Genomic DNA, 15,097 nt, shown 5'->3' with positions numbered 1-15,097 from the left:
TTCTATATGGCTTTTCTGTGCGGTTCTTCAAGAAAAATTTAAGTTAGCGTTTTTTAAAAATGTGGTAAATAAAGAGGAAATTTGAATTCCTTACATTCTCACCTATTGCACTACTCAAATTAACGCTCTATTATTAGCTCAACAAACCACCCCAATATAAGTTTGAGATTACTACAATGAGCGAAGCACTTAAAATTCTGAACAACATCCGTACTCTTCGTGCGCAGGCAAGAGAATGCACTCTGGAAACGCTCGAAGAAATGCTGGAAAAATTAGAAGTGGTTGTTAACGAGCGTCGTGAAGAAGAAAGCGCTGCAGCTGCTGAAATCGAAGAACGTACTCGTAAACTGCAACAATATCGTGAAATGCTGATTGCTGATGGTATTGATCCGAATGAACTGCTGAACAGCATGGTCGCAGCTAAAACCGGAACTAAAGCTAAACGCGCTGCACGTCCGGCTAAATATAGCTACGTTGACGAAAACGGTGAAACTAAAACCTGGACTGGCCAGGGCCGTACCCCAGCAGTAATCAAAAAAGCGATGGACGAACAAGGTAAGCAACTGGAAGATTTCCTGATCCAGGAATAATCCTAAGCCTTTATGAAGAATCCCGCCGATGGCGGGATTTTTTTTGACCATTTTTTTAGCCATTGTTGCTGAGCAATATTCTGTAACGATGAAGATAAACGTGCATTGCTGATACTATTTGCTCACCAACGTCCCGCTATCGATATTCCCATTTTGTACAAAGATTTCTCCTGGCGCCTGGTCTGACACGCCAAAGGTATCTACAGGCAATAAAAAAGCCGGAGTGATAATCATCAATCCGGCTTTATTCCCTGGGACTAAATCAGGTTACGCTTTAGCGACACCGACAACGTCTTCCAGCCAGGCTTTAAATTCTTCGCCAAGTACGTTATGGCGAATACCATATTCTACGAAAGCCTGCATATAACCCAGCTTATTACCACAGTCATGGCTTTTTCCTTTCATGTGATAAGCTTCGACGGTCTCTTTCTCGATAAGCATATCGATGGCGTCGGTTAGCTGAATCTCATCGCCTGCTCCCGGAGGCGTTTTCGCCAGCAGCGGCCAAATCTCTTCGCTGAGAACGTAACGGCCTACAACAGCAAGATTAGACGGCGCGACATTCGCTTTCGGTTTCTCAACCACACCGACCATCGGTACGCTGTCACCCGGTTTGAGTTCAGCGCCTTTACAGTCAACAACACCGTATGCAGTCACATCAGCAACAGGCTCAACCATAATCTGGCTGGCTCCGGTTTCGTCGAAACGCTTGATCATTTCCGCCAGGTTATCCTGGGAAAGATCGGATTCGAATTCGTCCAGAATAACGTCCGGAAGAATAACCGCCACCGGTTCATTTCCTACAACCGGATGCGCGCACAGCACCGCGTGTCCAAGCCCCTTAGCCAGCCCCTGGCGGACCTGCATAATGGTAACGTGCGGCGGGCAAATAGCCTGAACTTCTTCCAGCAACTGACGTTTCACGCGTTTTTCCAGCATGGCCTCAAGCTCAAAGCTGGTATCGAAATGGTTTTCGATAGAATTTTTCGACGAATGCGTAACCAGAACAATTTCGGTAATACCCGCAGCGATACACTCATTCACGACATACTGAATTAATGGCTTATCAACCAACGGTAACATTTCTTTAGGAATCGCCTTTGTCGCAGGCAGCATCCTGGTTCCCAATCCCGCAACCGGGATAACTGCTTTAGTCACTCTCGAATTTATGGCAGCCATTGAAAATCTCCTGGTCTGTTCACGCTTTGAGCATGTTCATGAATTAATTCGCATCTGAGTATATCAGTACCATCGTAATGACCTGGTCTGAAAAGGACGCTATAACGTTTAATTAGGATTAATACGCAAAACTGTGGCGATAGTACCACTCGCTTTAAAAAGGAGGTAAAGCTATCTGCGTAATACGTTGCGATTGCTCATTCCGCAGACAACATTAAACGCAGACGGCCACCGGCCCCCCATACCTGACATTGCCAGGCATCGCACCGTTGACTCAATTGGTTCAGATACGTATTTCCTAAAGTACCCAACGGTACGCCGTTACTGATTTGAATTTGGTGTTCGCCAGTATTTAATGTCGCATTAAGGCCTGCCGACACTAAAATAAGGTTCTTTAATTCGCAGTGATAATACCCAACCAGCAGAGGAAACTGACCGGGCAAATTTGCCTGGCGCAGTAACTGGTTTACCTGCTTAAGCAAGCTGCCCATTTCGGGGAGTTTTTGATGCTGGTGTGACAACTGTTCCTGAAGTAAGCCGTTGAACAATGCACGCAGTAATAATGCTGCCAGAACACCATTATTGCCCGCGCGTGTCACATCAAGGCAATAAAAAGCCAGATCGTGTGACGATATTGGCGCAATATCAAGCACCAGGCCCGGTTGATCGGCAGATACGAGCTGGCGGTAATTAACCCGGCAACCCGACATCTTCTGCTGAACCGGAGGTTGTAATTCCTGTAAAAGTTTGGCGGCAGCCTGGGGATTTTCAACCAGAGCATCCCAATCCTGGAACAAACGTTCTTCTTCTTCGACACGCGAATTAAACATATTGGGATAGAGACAGGCGAACACGGTCTCTTTTAGACGATTAAGATCTTTAACCGGCTTAAGTAAAACGTCTTGCACCCCTAAACGCAGCGCCTTCGCAATATCCGCCATGTTATCGGTTGCAGAAATGACGAGCACCGGCATTTGGTCGCCTTTATTGCGCAAATGCTCGACAAGCTTAAGGCCATTCATTCTCGGCATGGCAATGTCGCAAATCATGAGGTCAGGGGAAGCCCTGTCCAGTTGTTCGAGCGCTGAGACACCGTCATCCGCGACCAGTGTTTCCGCTCCCAGAGATGAGAGCCAGGAATCCAGCAGCGAGCGGAAGACGGGTTCGTCTTCAACGATCAGTATCTGTTTTCCTGCTAACGGCTGCGTCATCTTATCTCCCCTGCCCGACGATAAATAAATAGTGGCATGATCTATCAATAATCGCCTGTCAGAATTTGCTGAACCCGAATAAAAAAAACATACTTAGTCTATTGTCCTTACCAACGGTAGTAGTTCATCGATTTTCTTTTCAACAGCAAGTTGCCCCGCAGCGATTGCCGCCTCTGCCCGATGAAAATCAAGTGTCGAAATTTGCGGGCAAAGTGGCTGTATTAAAATATCGGGGGGATCGCCAGCCATTCGGTTGCGCTTAAGTCGATTCTCAAGCACCTGAATGGAGGTGGTCATGATTTCCATTGCCGTAGGTGCAACAACAGTGCGCCGGGCCTTCATTTTACTTAGCCTGTCCCGAAGACGTTCATGCCAGCGCAAGTCGTCACTCTCATCGCCTTCTTGCGCCTCTTCCATCAACGTCGTCGACACTAAATTCTGCTGCATCAAATGCGCGTCATGCTGCAAGTCGACGGCAATAACGATATCCGCCCCCAGCGCGCGCGTCAGGGAGACAGGAACGGGATTCACCACCGCGCCATCAACCAGCCAATAGCCATTATGGGCAACCGGTGACATAAGACCTGGCATACTGCACGATGCGCGCACCGCCAGATGAAGATCGCCTTCGGTAAACCACAGCTCTCGCCCGGTGCTGAGGTTGGTTGCTACAGCACCGAATTTCAACTGACAATCAGTGAACAGCGTTTCGGGCAGGACTTGCCGATAATGGTTGAAAACGCGTTCGCCGCGTAATAATCCACCACGTCGCCACGATGGATCCATAAGTTTGAGGACGTCCCAGTAACTGAAAGAGCGTACCCACGCTTCCAGCCTGGGGAGTTTATTGCAGGCGTAAGCGGCGCCCACAAGGGAACCAATAGAGCACCCCGCCACGACATCAATCTTGATCCCTGCGTGTTGCAATGCGTTTATCACACCAATGTGTGACCAGCCTCTGGCGGCCCCTGATCCCAGCGCCAACCCAATTTTAACCGTTCTCATTACCTGGATTTTTGTCCCCCGGAACGACTGGCGTAGCCACGAAGCTACAGCTCAGTTAACATAACGCTACTCTGGCTTATAGTGCCGTTATTTTTGTACAGGAAGCCGATTTTGTCTCAACTCTGTCCCTGCGGTAGCGCAGTCGAGTATAGCCTATGTTGCCAGCCTTATCTGTCTGGCTCACAGGTTGCGCCAGATCCATCACATCTTATGCGCTCCCGTTATAGCGCATTTGTGATGAAAGACGCCGACTATTTGGTCAGCACCTGGCACCCGACTTGCCATGCCGCCACGTTTCGTCCGGACATTGAAGCCGGTTTCAACCGTACCCAGTGGCTGGGTTTGACGGTGTTCGAACATGCCAGCGGGAAAAACGACACAGAAGGTTACGTCAGTTTTATTGCCCGTTTCAATGAGGATGGCAAAGCGGGAGCAATTATTGAACGTTCCAGATTCTTAAAGGAGAACGGCCGGTGGTATTATATTGACGGCACACGACCGCAATTTGGCCGTAACGATCCGTGTCCATGCGGGTCCGGTAAGAAATTCAAAAAGTGCTGCGGGCAATACGCCCAGCGATAACTCATAGCAAACACCATCAACAGGATTTACCCGGCAATGCATTCATTACAACGTAAAGTATTACGCACCATTTGCCCTGACCAAAAAGGTCTCATCGCGCGGATTACAAACATTTGTTACAAACACGAACTCAATATCGTGCAAAACAATGAGTTTGTTGACCACCGCACCGGTCGCTTTTTCATGCGTACCGAGCTGGAAGGTATTTTTAACGACTCTACCCTGCTGGCCGACCTGGACAGCGCGCTGCCGGAAGGTTCTGTCCGCGAACTGAACCCCGCGGGACAGCGTCGTGTGGTTATTCTGGTGACCAAAGAAGCACATTGTCTTGGCGACTTATTAATGAAAGCCAACTACGGTGGGCTGGATATTGATATTGCAGCAGTCATCGGCAACCATGAAACGCTGCGTTCGCTGGTTGAGCGCTTTGATATTCCGTTTGAACTGGTCAGCCATGAAGGGTTAACCCGCGAAGAGCACGATGAGCAGATGGCGCAAGCCATTGAAGCACATCAACCGGATTATGTGATATTGGCGAAGTACATGCGTGTACTGACGCCGGGCTTTGTCTCTCGTTTTCCGAATAAAATTATCAATATTCACCATTCGTTCCTGCCAGCATTTATCGGCGCGCGTCCTTACCACCAGGCTTATGAGCGCGGGGTAAAGATCATCGGCGCGACGGCACATTACGTAAACGATAATCTGGACGAAGGTCCAATCATTATGCAGGACGTCATTCACGTCGATCACACTTACACTGCCGAAGATATGATGCGTGCGGGCCGCGATGTTGAAAAGAATGTCCTGAGCCGTGCGCTGTATCAGGTGCTGGCGCAACGTGTCTTCGTTTACGGTAACAGAACGATTATTCTTTAATCGCTAACGGAATGAATTGATTAGCTTTAATCCGTTACGGATGAAAAGTACGCAAACGGTTCAGTTTCGTTGAAGGAAAGCTTTACAGCGGCGCGTCATTTGGTATGATGCGCCCCGCTTCCTGAAACGGAGGAAGGTCAGTATAAGCATTACCCCGTGGTGGGGTTCCCGAGCGGCCAAAGGGAGCAGACTGTAAATCTGCCGTCATCGACTTCGAAGGTTCGAATCCTTCCCCCACCACCATTATTGACCACAGCAATGTGGTAACACCGGTGAGAGTTTGCGAAGTTTACACTTATCGGGAAGGGTGAGAACCTTCGATTAAGGTTCGAGTCGAGCGAAAGCGAGACAACGTTGCCGAAGGCAACGGCCCGAAGGGTGAGGAGCGAAGCGACGAATAATCCTTCCCCCACCACCATTATTGACCACAGCAATGTGGTAACACCGATGAGAGTTTGCGAAGTTTGCTCTTATCGGGAAGGGTGAGAACCTTCGATTAAGGTTCGAGTCGAGCGAAAGCGAGACAACGTTGCCGCAGGCAACGGCCCGAAGGGTGAGGAGCGAAGCGACGAATAATCCTTCCCCCATCACCATCTTCAAAGCAGTTCCAGACAATATGAATTACCCCTGGTGGGGTTCCCGAGCGGCCAAAGGGAGCAGACTGTAAATCTGCCGTCATCGACTTCGAAGGTTCGAATCCTTCCCCCACCACCATCACTTCATGTAGCACACCGTCAAACCACACCCTTAATGCCACATATCCTCCCCATGCAGGGAAGGATGAGAAGCTTCGACCAAGGTTCGAGTCGAGCGAAAGCGAGACAACGTTGCCGCAGGCAACGGCCCGAAGGGCGAGGAGCGAAGCGACGAGTAATCCTTCCCCCACCACCATCACTTCATGTAGCCCAGTACCAAATCAAATCCTTAATGCCATATATCCTCCCCATGCCGGGAAGGGTGAGAACCTTCGATTAAGGTTCGAGTCGAGCGAAAGCGAGACAACGTTGCCGCAGGCAACGGCCCGAAGGGTGAGGAGCAGCGCGACGAGTAATCCTTCCCCCACCACCATCACTTCATGTAGCGCACCGTCAAATCAAATCCTTAATGCCACATATCCTCCCCATGCCGGGAAGGATGAGAAGCTTCGACTAAGGTTCGAGTCGAGCGAAAGCGAGAAAGCGTTGCCGCAGGCAATGACCCGAAGGGCGAGAGCAGCACCAACTAACATTTCCCCTGATGCGCTGCGCTTATCAGGGCTACCCGATCGTACGTCGAATAAACGCAGCGCATCGGGGTTTCAAAATCGTTACACGGGTGGCAAACGGCGTTTGACCGGCGAGCTTTTCACAATCGAGGTGCTGCACTGTGCGTATTCCGCTAAACCATCCAGCAATGTATCCAGTTGTTCGATGGAGCGCACCACCAGCCGGATAACAAAACAATCCTCCCCGGTGACCTTATCGCTTTCGATACATTCGGGCATCGTCTGAATGTATTTATCCACCTTCTGTAATAATCCCGGCAATGGCCTAACACGTACCAGCGCCTGCAAGGTATACCCTAACGCCGTCAGATTCACCCGCGCCGCGTACCCCTCAATTACCCCCTTTTCTTCCAGGCGTTTGAGCCTTTCTGCCGTGCTGGGTGACGACAGCCCGACGCGACCACTTAATACTTTTAGCGACATCCGCGCATCTTCCACCAGACACGCCAGAATTTGTCGGTCGATCTCATCGATAAGGATTTCCATTGGTTTTACCTAATTAATAAACGTCATACGCAAATTTTACCTTACAGCATCTCTGTAAAAGTGGCCTGCCATTTTCGACAATAAGGGCCATCATTCAGGAGGTGGTTTATGAATAACAGGCAAAAAGGCGTCTGGCAGATGAGCCTGGCGATGTTGATTTCCGGTTCCATTGGCGCATTCGTTTTGCTGTCGGGATTACCGGTCACGGAAGTGGTTTTCTGGCGATGCCTGATCGGCGCACTCACATTGTTTATCTTTATCCGCGCCAGTAAACAGCCCTTTAGCCCGCTGACTAAAGTCACGCTGGCATTAGCCATTGCGGGCGGTATTGCCCTGGTCGTCAACTGGTTATTGCTGTTCGCCGCCTATAGCCGTATCTCAATTGGCCTGTCGACAGTGGTCTACAATACGCAGCCGTTCATGCTGGTCTTAATGGGGATGGCGCTGGGCGAGCGGGTCAGCCTGGTCAAATGGGGATGGCTTTTTCTCGCCTTCGCAGGGGTGGTGATACTGCTCTCCGGCGAGCTCACGTCCGGCCACTCCGCGCAGTGGTTTTCTGGTATTGTGTTGGCCCTGAGCGCCGCTTTTTTTTATGCGCTAACTGCAATCATCACCCGCAAACTCAGCGGGATAGCGCCGCAGCATATTGCCTTTATCCAGGTGTTAACCGGGGTCCTTCTCCTGTTGCCACTGACCGGCAGGCCTGCGTTTTCCGCCGACTATCCGTGGCTGATCTTACTTACTCTTGGGATCGTACACACCGGCGTGATGTACCAGTTGCTCTACAGCGCGATCCAGAAGCTGCCAACCCCCATCACAGGATCGCTCTCCTTTATTTATCCCGTGATTGCGATTGTGGTCGATAAACTGGTCTTTGGTCATTCGCTCAACGCCACACAACTGATGGGCGGCGTATTGATTCTGTTTGCTGCCGCTGGTAATAACCTGGGTTGGGGTGAAAAAAAACCCCGCGAATGCGGGGTTGGAATCAAAACACGGTCCAGTTAGCGGCGGGCGCGGACAATCTGATATTTGCGCGTCAGATATTCAACGGGCGCGCTCCAGATATGCACCAGCCGCGAGAACGGGAACAGCACAAATAGCGTCATCCCCAGCACCAGATGCATACGATAGATAAACGCCACCCCGTCAAGATGCGCGGAAGCCCCGCCGTGGAACGTCACCACGGCCTGCGCCCAGCCCACCAGCTTCATCATTTCGCTGCCATCCATATGCTGTGCGGAGAAAGGAATCGTTAACAGCCCCAACGCACACTGCACCATCAGCAATGTCATGATCAGAATATCGGCCGCCGTGGATGTCGCGCGGATCCGCGGATTGAACAGTCGGCGTTTCAGCAGCATGATACCGCCCACCAGGCACATCACACCGCTGGCCCCACCGCCAATCATCGCCATTTTTTGTTTCACTTCGATGGGCAGGAAAGATTCGTACATCCAGTGCGGCGTCAGCATCCCCAGGAAGTGCCCGGCGAAGATGCCGAGGATCCCCAGATGGAACAAGTTTGACCAAATCACCATTCCTTTACGGTCCAGCATCTGGCTGGAACCGGCACGCCAGCTGTACTGGCCGTAATCATAACGCAGCCAGCTCCCCACCAGAAACACCGTCCCGGCAATGTACGGGTACATATCAAAGAAGAACATATTCAGGAAGTGCATTATTGCTGTCCTCCGGTTGTGATATTCAGGTACTGCGGTGCGACAGCGCCAGCGAAGCGACGTTGATGCGCAGTAATGTCAGATTCGCCACACCCCTGTTCGGCAAAGAATTTCACCTGCTCTTCTTCCCAGACGGCATCCAGCGCCTGCGGGGTATCATCACGCGCTTCATCAGCGATTTTTTCAGCCACTTTTTGTTGATCGATAGTGGTATTCGCCAGTTCGATCAGCGGCGTAAACAGCATCGCGTAGTGACTGTCGCGCTGTTGCAGACGAGCGTTCAGCAGCGCCAGGATCGGCGCAATGTCCTGCAATCCGCCCAGCGCTTCCGCCGGCGGCAGTTGTGCCAGATACTCCAGATAGAGCGGCAGGTGGTCCGGCAGCTCGCGGCTGTCCAGCTCCAGACCTTGCCTGGCGTATTGCGCCAGCAGATCGACCATCGCCTGTCCACGGTCGCGGGACTCGCCGTGAACATGCTCGAACAGGAGCAATGAGGTGGCGCGCCCCCTATCAAACAGTTCGCTGTAGTTTGCCTGGGCGTCCAGCAGATCCTGCGAGGTCAGCTGCTGCAGAAAATCGATAACACCTTGTGACTGAGACGCAGTGAAGTGCGTTGACGATTGCAGCGCCTCGATCAAATCCTGCTGATGCTGCCACAGAGCAGCATCCGGGTATTCCAGCAGACGGGAAATAACGACCAGCTCAATCATGGGTGCGGCTCCGTTTTCACTGAAACATCAATGGCATCGATGCGACGGCTGTTGAACAGATTGAATTTACTGTCCGAACCGTGGCAGCCATCACCAAAGGTAAAGCCACAACCGCTCTTCTCAGGAAACGCTTCGCGCGCCAGCTCGCGATGGCTGCTCGGGACCACAAAACGATCTTCGTAATTGGCGATGGCCAGGTAACGGTACATCTCCTGCGCCTGTGCTTCGGTCAGACCCACTTCTTCCAGCGCACGGGTATCGATTTTGCCGTCCACGGTTTCCGCACGTTTGTAGTGACGCATTGCCAGCATACGTTTCAGCGCCAGCAGTACCGGCCCGGTATCCCCTGCGGTCAGCAGGTTTGCCAGGTACTGTACCGGGATACGCAAACTGTCCACATCCGGCAGAATACCGTTGCTGCCGAGCTCACCTGCATCCGCTGCAGACTGAATCGGTGACAAAGGCGGCACGTACCAGACCATTGGCAACGTGCGATATTCCGGGTGCAGAGGGAGCGCCAGTTTCCAGTCCATCGCCATTTTGTACACCGGCGACTGCTGGGCGGCGTCGATCACGCTCAGCGGAATGCCGTCTTTAATTGCCTGCTCGATAACCTTCGGGTCGTTCGGGTCGAGGAACACGTCCAGTTGGCGCTGATAGAGATCTTTCTCGTTTTCTGTACTTGCCGCCTGCTCAATGGCATCCGCGTCATACAGCAGCACGCCGAGGTAGCGGATACGGCCCACGCAGGTTTCGGAACAGACCGTTGGCTGACCGGCTTCGATACGCGGATAACAGAAGATGCACTTCTCGGATTTACCGCTCTTCCAGTTGAAGTAGATTTTCTTATACGGGCAACCGGTGATGCACATACGCCAGCCGCGGCATTTATCCTGATCGATCAGCACAATACCGTCTTCTTCACGTTTGTAGATCGCGCCGCTCGGGCAGGTCGCCACGCACGCCGGGTTAAGACAGTGCTCGCACAGACGCGGCAAATACATCATGAAGGTGTTTTCAAACTGGCCGTACATCGCCTTCTGCATGTTCTCGAAGTTTTTGTCTTTCGACAGCTTCTCAAACTCGCCGCCCAGGTCATCTTCCCAGTTTGGCCCACGGGTGATTTTATCCATCCGCTGGCCGGTGATCAGCGAACGCGGACGGGCGATTGGCTGGTGTTTGCTGTCAGCCGGCGCGGTGTGCAGTGTCTGGTAGTCATAATCAAACGGCTCGTAGTAATCGTCGATGCCCGGCAGATGCGGGTTGGCGAAGATTTTCCCCAGCAACATCGGACGGTTACCCATCCGCGGCTGCAATTTACCATTCACTTTACGGATCCAGCCGCCCTTCCATTTTTCCTGGTCTTCCCAGTTATTAGGGAAACCGACGCCGGGCTTACTTTCCACGTTGTTAAACCACGCGTACTCCATCCCTTCACGGCTGGTCCAGACGTTTTTACAGGTGACGGAACAGGTATGACAGCCGATGCACTTATCGAGGTTCAGCACCATGCCAACTTGTGAACGAATTTTCATTTTACGCTCTCCTGTACCTGGTCATTGCCTTCGCCATCCAGCCAGTTAATATTCTTCATCTTACGTACCACCACAAACTCATCGCGGTTGGAGCCAACCGTTCCGTAGTAGTTAAAGCCCCAGGACAATTGGGCATAGCCGCCGATCATATGGGTCGGTTTTGGCGTAATTCGGGTTACCGAGTTATGGATACCCCCGCGCTGACCGGTGATTTCGGACCCCGGAATGTTCACGATACGTTCCTGGGCGTGGTACATCATGGTCATCCCGGCTGGCACGCGCTGGCTGACAACCGCACGGGCAGTCAGGGCACCGTTGCTGTTAAAGACTTCAATCCAGTCGTTATCTTCGATACCCAACTCTTTAGCATCCGTCTCACTCATCCAGACAATCGGACCACCGCGGCCTAAGGTCAGCATCAACAGGTTGTCGCTGTAGGTGGAGTGAATCCCCCATTTCTGGTGCGGCGTCAGGAAGTTGAGTGCTTTTTCCGGGTTACCGTTGGACTTCTCGCCCATCACCTCTTTCACTGAACGGGTGTCAATGGGCGGACGATAGACCAGAAGGCTTTCACCGAAGTCACGCATCCACTGATGGTCCTGATACAACTGCTGACGACCGGAGAGGGTACGCCATGGAATGAGCTCATGAACGTTGGTATAGCCTGCGTTATAAGAGACATGCTCATCTTCAAGGCCGGACCAGGTCGGGCTGGAGATAATTTTGCGCGGCTGCGCCTGGATATCGCGGAAGCGGATTTTTTCCTCTTCTTTGTTGGTTGCCAGATGCGTGTGGTCGCGACCGGTAAATTCGCTGAGCGCTGCCCACGCTTTGACCGCCACGTGGCCGTTGGTTTCCGGCGCCAGCGTCAGGATCATCTCTGCGGCATCAATTGCTGTATTAAGCATCGGCTGGCCTTTCGCCGGGCCGTCCGCTTTGGTGTAATTGAGCTTACGCAGCAGATCCATTTCGCTCTGAGTGTTCCAGGCAATGCCTTTACCGCCATTACCGATTTTCTCCATCAACGGGCCGATGGAGGTAAAGCGTTCGTAAGTCGCCGGATAATCACGCTCAACCACAATCAGATGCGGTGCGGTTTTACCTGGGATCAGGTCGCATTCGCCTTTTTTCCAGTCTTTCACATCCAGCGGCTGCGCCAGTTCAGCGGCAGAGTCATGCTGAATCGGCAGGGTCACCAGATCGGTCTCTTTACCGAGGTGGCCCACGCAGACTTCGGAGAATTTTTTGGCAATCGCTTTATAAATCTCCCAATCGCTTTTAGACTCCCAGGCCGGATCAACGGCAGCAGACAGCGGATGAATAAACGGATGCATATCCGACGTATTCATATCGTCTTTCTCATACCAGGTTGCCGTCGGTAGTACGATGTCGGAGTACAGGCAGGTGCTCGACAGACGGAAGTCCAGCGTCACTACCAGATCCAGCTTGCCGTCAAGCCCGTTATCTTTCCACTCCACCTCTTCCGGCTTCACGCCGCCCTGCTTGCCGAGATCTTTGCCCTGAATACCGTTTTCCGTACCCAACAGATACTTCAGCATGTACTCGTGGCCTTTACCGGAGGAGCCCAGCAGATTTGAACGCCAGATAAAGAGGTTACGCGGGTGGTTTTTGCCGTTTTCTGGCTGCTCCGCCGCAAAATGCATGGTGCCCTCTTTCAGGGATTTCACGGTGTAATCCAACGCCGACATACCTGCTTTTTTCGCCGCTTCGGCAATACGCAGCGGGTTCGTGCCCAGTTGTGGTGCCGATGGCAACCACCCCATACGCTCGGCACGAACGTTGAAATCGATAAGGCTGCCTGTGTAGCGTGATTTATCCGCCAGCGGCGACAAGAGCTCCTGCGCGGTGACGGTTTCATAGCGCCACTGGCTGGAGTGGTTATAGAAGTAGGAGGTGCTGTTCATATGGCGCGCCGGACGGTTCCAGTCCAGGGCAAACGCCAGCGGTTGCCAGCCCGTTTGCGGGCGCAATTTTTCCTGACCAACATAGTGTGCCCAGCCGCCGCCGCTTTGACCGATACAGCCGCAGAAGATCAGCATATTGATGATCCCACGGTAGTTCATATCGAGGTGATACCAGTGGTTCATCCCGGCCCCGATGATGATCATCGAGCGACCATGCGTTTTGTTGGCGTTATCCGCAAATTCACGGGCGGTGCGGATGATATTGGCGCGGGAAACACCGGTGATTTTTTCAGCCCAGGCCGGCGTATTGGCTTTGATATCGTCGTAACTTGTGGCGCAGTTTTCATCATTAAGACCGCGCTCCAGGCCATAGTTTGCCAGGGTCAGGTCGTAAACGGTGGTCACCAGCACGCTGCGGCCATCGGCCAGTTGCAGGCGTTTAACCGGCAGTTTATGCAGCAGAACGTTTTCCAGCTCAACCTTACTAAAGTGCGCGGTGCTGTCGCCGCCAAAGTACGGGAAGCCAACGTCCGCGATCTCGTCCTGGCTGCCCAGCATGCTCAGGCGCAGCTCGGTCTCTTCGCCGGTGGCGCCGTTACGTTGCTCCAGGTTCCATTTCCCCTTCTCGCCCCAGCGGAAACCAATAGAGCCGTTAGGCGCCACCAGCTCGCCGTTGCTGTTGCAGGCGACCGTTTTCCACTCCGGGTTGTTCTCCTGGCCCAGCGCGTCCACCAGGTCGGCGGCGCGCAGCATACGGCCTGCGGCGTAGTAACCATCACGTTCTTCCAGCATCACCAGCATCGGCATGTCGGTATAGCGACGCACATAATCGGTAAAATACTGGCTCGGGTTATCGAGGTGGAATTCACGCAACATGACGTGGCCCATCGCCAGCGCCATTGCCGCATCGGTGCCCTGCTTCGGTGCCAGCCACAGGTCGCACAGCTTGGCGATTTCGGCATAGTCCGGGGTTACGGCAACGGTTTTGGTGCCTTTGTAGCGGACCTCGGTAAAGAAGTGGGCATCCGGGGTACGGGTCTGCGGTACGTTGGAACCCCAGGCAATGATATAACTGGAGTTATACCAGTCGGCGGACTCCGGAACGTCGGTCTGCTCACCCCAGGTCTGCGGCGAGGCTGGCGGCAGGTCGCAATACCAGTCGTAGAAGCTCAGGCAGGTACCGCCTAACAGCGACAAATAGCGTGCTCCCGAAGCATAGGAGACCATCGACATCGCCGGGATTGGCGAGAAGCCTGCCACGCGGTCAGGACCGTAAGTTTTCACGGTGTAGACGTTGGAGGCCGCAATCAGCTCATTCACTTCCTGCCAGGAGGAGCGCACAAAGCCACCGCGTCCGCGTGCCTGTTTAAAGCTTTTCGCTTTATCAGCGTCTTCAATGATCGAGGCCCAGGCGTTCACCGGATCAGGGTGTGCCATTTTCGCTTCACGCCACATTTTCATCAGGCGTTTGCGCATCAGCGGGTATTTCAGGCGGTTCGCACTGTAAAGATACCAGGAGTAGCTGGCGCCGCGAGGGCAGCCGCGTGGCTCATGGTTTGGCATATCAGGGCGGGTACGTGGGTAGTCGGTCTGCTGGGTTTCCCAGGTAACGAGACCGTTTTTGACGTAAATCTTCCAGCTGCAAGACCCGGTGCAGTTTACACCGTGAGTAGAACGCACGACTTTATCGTGTTGCCAGCGTTGGCGGTATCCATCCTCCCAGTCCCGGTTTGTTTCGAGAAGCTGGCCGTGCCCATCGGCAAACGTTTCGCCCTTCTGCTTGAAGTAGCGAAATCGGTCCAGGAATTTACTCATCGGGTTTCTCCTGTATGGAGCCTGACGGCTCTCTGATAAATCGACATTGCACAAATTAGGGGTTACAGCATTTGCGGGGAAAGTAACGCTCTGAAAGGCGAGAAGAATTGATGGCGATCAAGCTGTAAGGGCTTCATAAAGCCAGGGAAATCGCTATCTACCCCCAAAAGGGTAGAATGGCTTTAAATTTAAATTATTGATATATAATGAAAATAAATAACCAAAATGACAGCA

The 15,097-nt window shown here is 52.6% G+C and carries 12 protein-coding genes, 2 tRNA genes and 5 other RNA genes; 11 read left to right on the top strand and 8 right to left on the bottom strand.

Annotated features, from left to right (window positions below):
* Positions 1-176 precede the first annotated feature (176 nt).
* Positions 177-590 (top strand): histone-like nucleoid-structuring protein H-NS, encoded by a 414-nt coding sequence (gene hns, locus IP582_RS11570; protein WP_039079166.1) that lies wholly within the window; start codon positions 177-179, stop codon positions 588-590.
* Between the two features lie 267 nt (positions 591-857).
* Here the strand turns inward: hns and galU are convergent, their stop codons facing one another.
* The 3 genes from galU to rssA form a co-directional block, all read right to left on the bottom strand.
* Positions 858-1,769, bottom strand: coding sequence for a UTP--glucose-1-phosphate uridylyltransferase GalU (galU, locus tag IP582_RS11565; protein ID WP_039079167.1), 912 nt, complete (start codon positions 1,767-1,769; stop codon positions 858-860).
* A gap of 197 nt (positions 1,770-1,966) precedes the next feature.
* Positions 1,967-2,980: a two-component system response regulator RssB gene (gene rssB / locus IP582_RS11560; protein WP_193796038.1), complete on the bottom strand. Its 1,014-nt coding sequence runs from the start codon at positions 2,978-2,980 to the stop codon at positions 1,967-1,969.
* Positions 2,981-3,073: 93 nt separating this feature from the next.
* Complete coding sequence (gene rssA / locus IP582_RS11555; protein ID WP_193796037.1) at positions 3,074-3,985, bottom strand: patatin-like phospholipase RssA; 912 nt, start codon at positions 3,983-3,985, stop codon at positions 3,074-3,076.
* Positions 3,986-4,096: 111 nt separating this feature from the next.
* On the opposite strand from rssA, the gene IP582_RS11550 reads away from it, so the two are divergent.
* From IP582_RS11550 to IP582_RS11510, 9 genes are all read left to right on the top strand, one after another.
* The gene (locus tag IP582_RS11550; protein ID WP_072039740.1) at positions 4,097-4,567 is read left to right on the top strand and encodes a YchJ family protein; all 471 of its coding nucleotides are present in this window, start codon (positions 4,097-4,099) and stop codon (positions 4,565-4,567) included.
* A gap of 36 nt (positions 4,568-4,603) precedes the next feature.
* Positions 4,604-5,446: a formyltetrahydrofolate deformylase gene (gene purU, locus IP582_RS11545; RefSeq protein WP_193796036.1), complete on the top strand. Its 843-nt coding sequence runs from the start codon at positions 4,604-4,606 to the stop codon at positions 5,444-5,446.
* Positions 5,447-5,604: 158 nt separating this feature from the next.
* A tRNA-Tyr gene (locus IP582_RS11540) sits at positions 5,605-5,689 on the top strand.
* A gap of 43 nt (positions 5,690-5,732) precedes the next feature.
* Positions 5,733-5,864: non-coding RNA, RtT sRNA (locus IP582_RS11535), on the top strand.
* 43 nt (positions 5,865-5,907) lie between these two features.
* Positions 5,908-6,039: non-coding RNA, RtT sRNA (locus IP582_RS11530), on the top strand.
* Between the two features lie 36 nt (positions 6,040-6,075).
* A tRNA-Tyr gene (locus IP582_RS11525) sits at positions 6,076-6,160 on the top strand.
* 45 nt (positions 6,161-6,205) lie between these two features.
* Positions 6,206-6,337: non-coding RNA, RtT sRNA (locus tag IP582_RS11520), on the top strand.
* 45 nt (positions 6,338-6,382) lie between these two features.
* A non-coding RNA gene (locus tag IP582_RS11515) (RtT sRNA) lies at positions 6,383-6,514 on the top strand.
* A 45-nt stretch (positions 6,515-6,559) separates the two neighbouring features.
* Positions 6,560-6,688: non-coding RNA, RtT sRNA (locus IP582_RS11510), on the top strand.
* A 64-nt stretch (positions 6,689-6,752) separates the two neighbouring features.
* On the opposite strand, the gene IP582_RS11505 is transcribed toward IP582_RS11510, so the two are convergent.
* The gene (locus tag IP582_RS11505; RefSeq protein ID WP_193796035.1) at positions 6,753-7,196 is read right to left on the bottom strand and encodes an Lrp/AsnC family transcriptional regulator; all 444 of its coding nucleotides are present in this window, start codon (positions 7,194-7,196) and stop codon (positions 6,753-6,755) included.
* Between the two features lie 108 nt (positions 7,197-7,304).
* Between IP582_RS11505 and IP582_RS11500 the strand changes: the two genes are divergently transcribed.
* Positions 7,305-8,204: a DMT family transporter gene (locus IP582_RS11500; protein WP_193796034.1), complete on the top strand. Its 900-nt coding sequence runs from the start codon at positions 7,305-7,307 to the stop codon at positions 8,202-8,204.
* Here the strand turns inward: IP582_RS11500 and narI are convergent.
* The 4 genes from narI to IP582_RS11480 are packed head-to-tail and all read right to left on the bottom strand — an operon-like array spanning position 8,201 to position 14,863.
* A complete protein-coding gene (gene narI / locus IP582_RS11495) occupies positions 8,201-8,878 on the bottom strand; it encodes a respiratory nitrate reductase subunit gamma (protein WP_039079174.1) in 678 nt (225 codons plus the stop codon). The genes IP582_RS11500 and narI overlap by 4 nt on opposite strands.
* Positions 8,878-9,588, bottom strand: coding sequence for a nitrate reductase molybdenum cofactor assembly chaperone (narJ, locus tag IP582_RS11490; RefSeq protein WP_193796033.1), 711 nt, complete (start codon positions 9,586-9,588; stop codon positions 8,878-8,880). Before narJ ends, narI begins: the two co-directional genes overlap by 1 nt.
* Positions 9,585-11,123 carry a nitrate reductase subunit beta gene (narH, locus tag IP582_RS11485; RefSeq protein ID WP_193796032.1) on the bottom strand — a complete coding sequence of 513 codons (1,539 nt, stop codon included), beginning with the start codon at positions 11,121-11,123 and terminating at the stop codon, positions 9,585-9,587. The genes narJ and narH overlap by 4 nt, the downstream gene beginning before the upstream one ends.
* Entirely contained in the window at positions 11,120-14,863 is a 3,744-nt protein-coding gene (locus IP582_RS11480) for a nitrate reductase subunit alpha (protein WP_193796031.1), read from the bottom strand. The genes narH and IP582_RS11480 overlap by 4 nt, the downstream gene beginning before the upstream one ends.
* Positions 14,864-15,097: the final 234 nt, after the last annotated feature.

The organism is Citrobacter sp. BDA59-3 (assembly GCF_015167655.1).
Taxonomy (GTDB): domain Bacteria; phylum Pseudomonadota; class Gammaproteobacteria; order Enterobacterales; family Enterobacteriaceae; genus Phytobacter; species Phytobacter diazotrophicus.
Note: the sequence above shows the minus strand (reverse complement) of the source record. Positions and strands in the feature narration are given on the sequence as shown.

Bases quoted from the DNA above. Each gene is read 5' to 3' on its own strand.
- hns (WP_039079166.1), top strand. From the start codon at position 177: ATGAGCGAAGCACTTAAAATTCTGAACAACATCCGTACTCTTCGTGCG.
- galU (WP_039079167.1), bottom strand. From the start codon at position 1,769: ATGGCTGCCATAAATTCGAGAGTGACTAAAGCAGTTATCCCGGTTGCG.
- rssB (WP_193796038.1), bottom strand. From the start codon at position 2,980: ATGACGCAGCCGTTAGCAGGAAAACAGATACTGATCGTTGAAGACGAA.
- rssA (WP_193796037.1), bottom strand. From the start codon at position 3,985: ATGAGAACGGTTAAAATTGGGTTGGCGCTGGGATCAGGGGCCGCCAGA.
- purU (WP_193796036.1), top strand. From the start codon at position 4,604: ATGCATTCATTACAACGTAAAGTATTACGCACCATTTGCCCTGACCAA.
- IP582_RS11505 (WP_193796035.1), bottom strand. From the start codon at position 7,196: ATGGAAATCCTTATCGATGAGATCGACCGACAAATTCTGGCGTGTCTG.
- IP582_RS11500 (WP_193796034.1), top strand. From the start codon at position 7,305: ATGAATAACAGGCAAAAAGGCGTCTGGCAGATGAGCCTGGCGATGTTG.
- narI (WP_039079174.1), bottom strand. From the start codon at position 8,878: ATGCACTTCCTGAATATGTTCTTCTTTGATATGTACCCGTACATTGCC.
- narJ (WP_193796033.1), bottom strand. From the start codon at position 9,588: ATGATTGAGCTGGTCGTTATTTCCCGTCTGCTGGAATACCCGGATGCT.
- narH (WP_193796032.1), bottom strand. From the start codon at position 11,123: ATGAAAATTCGTTCACAAGTTGGCATGGTGCTGAACCTCGATAAGTGC.
- IP582_RS11480 (WP_193796031.1), bottom strand. From the start codon at position 14,863: ATGAGTAAATTCCTGGACCGATTTCGCTACTTCAAGCAGAAGGGCGAA.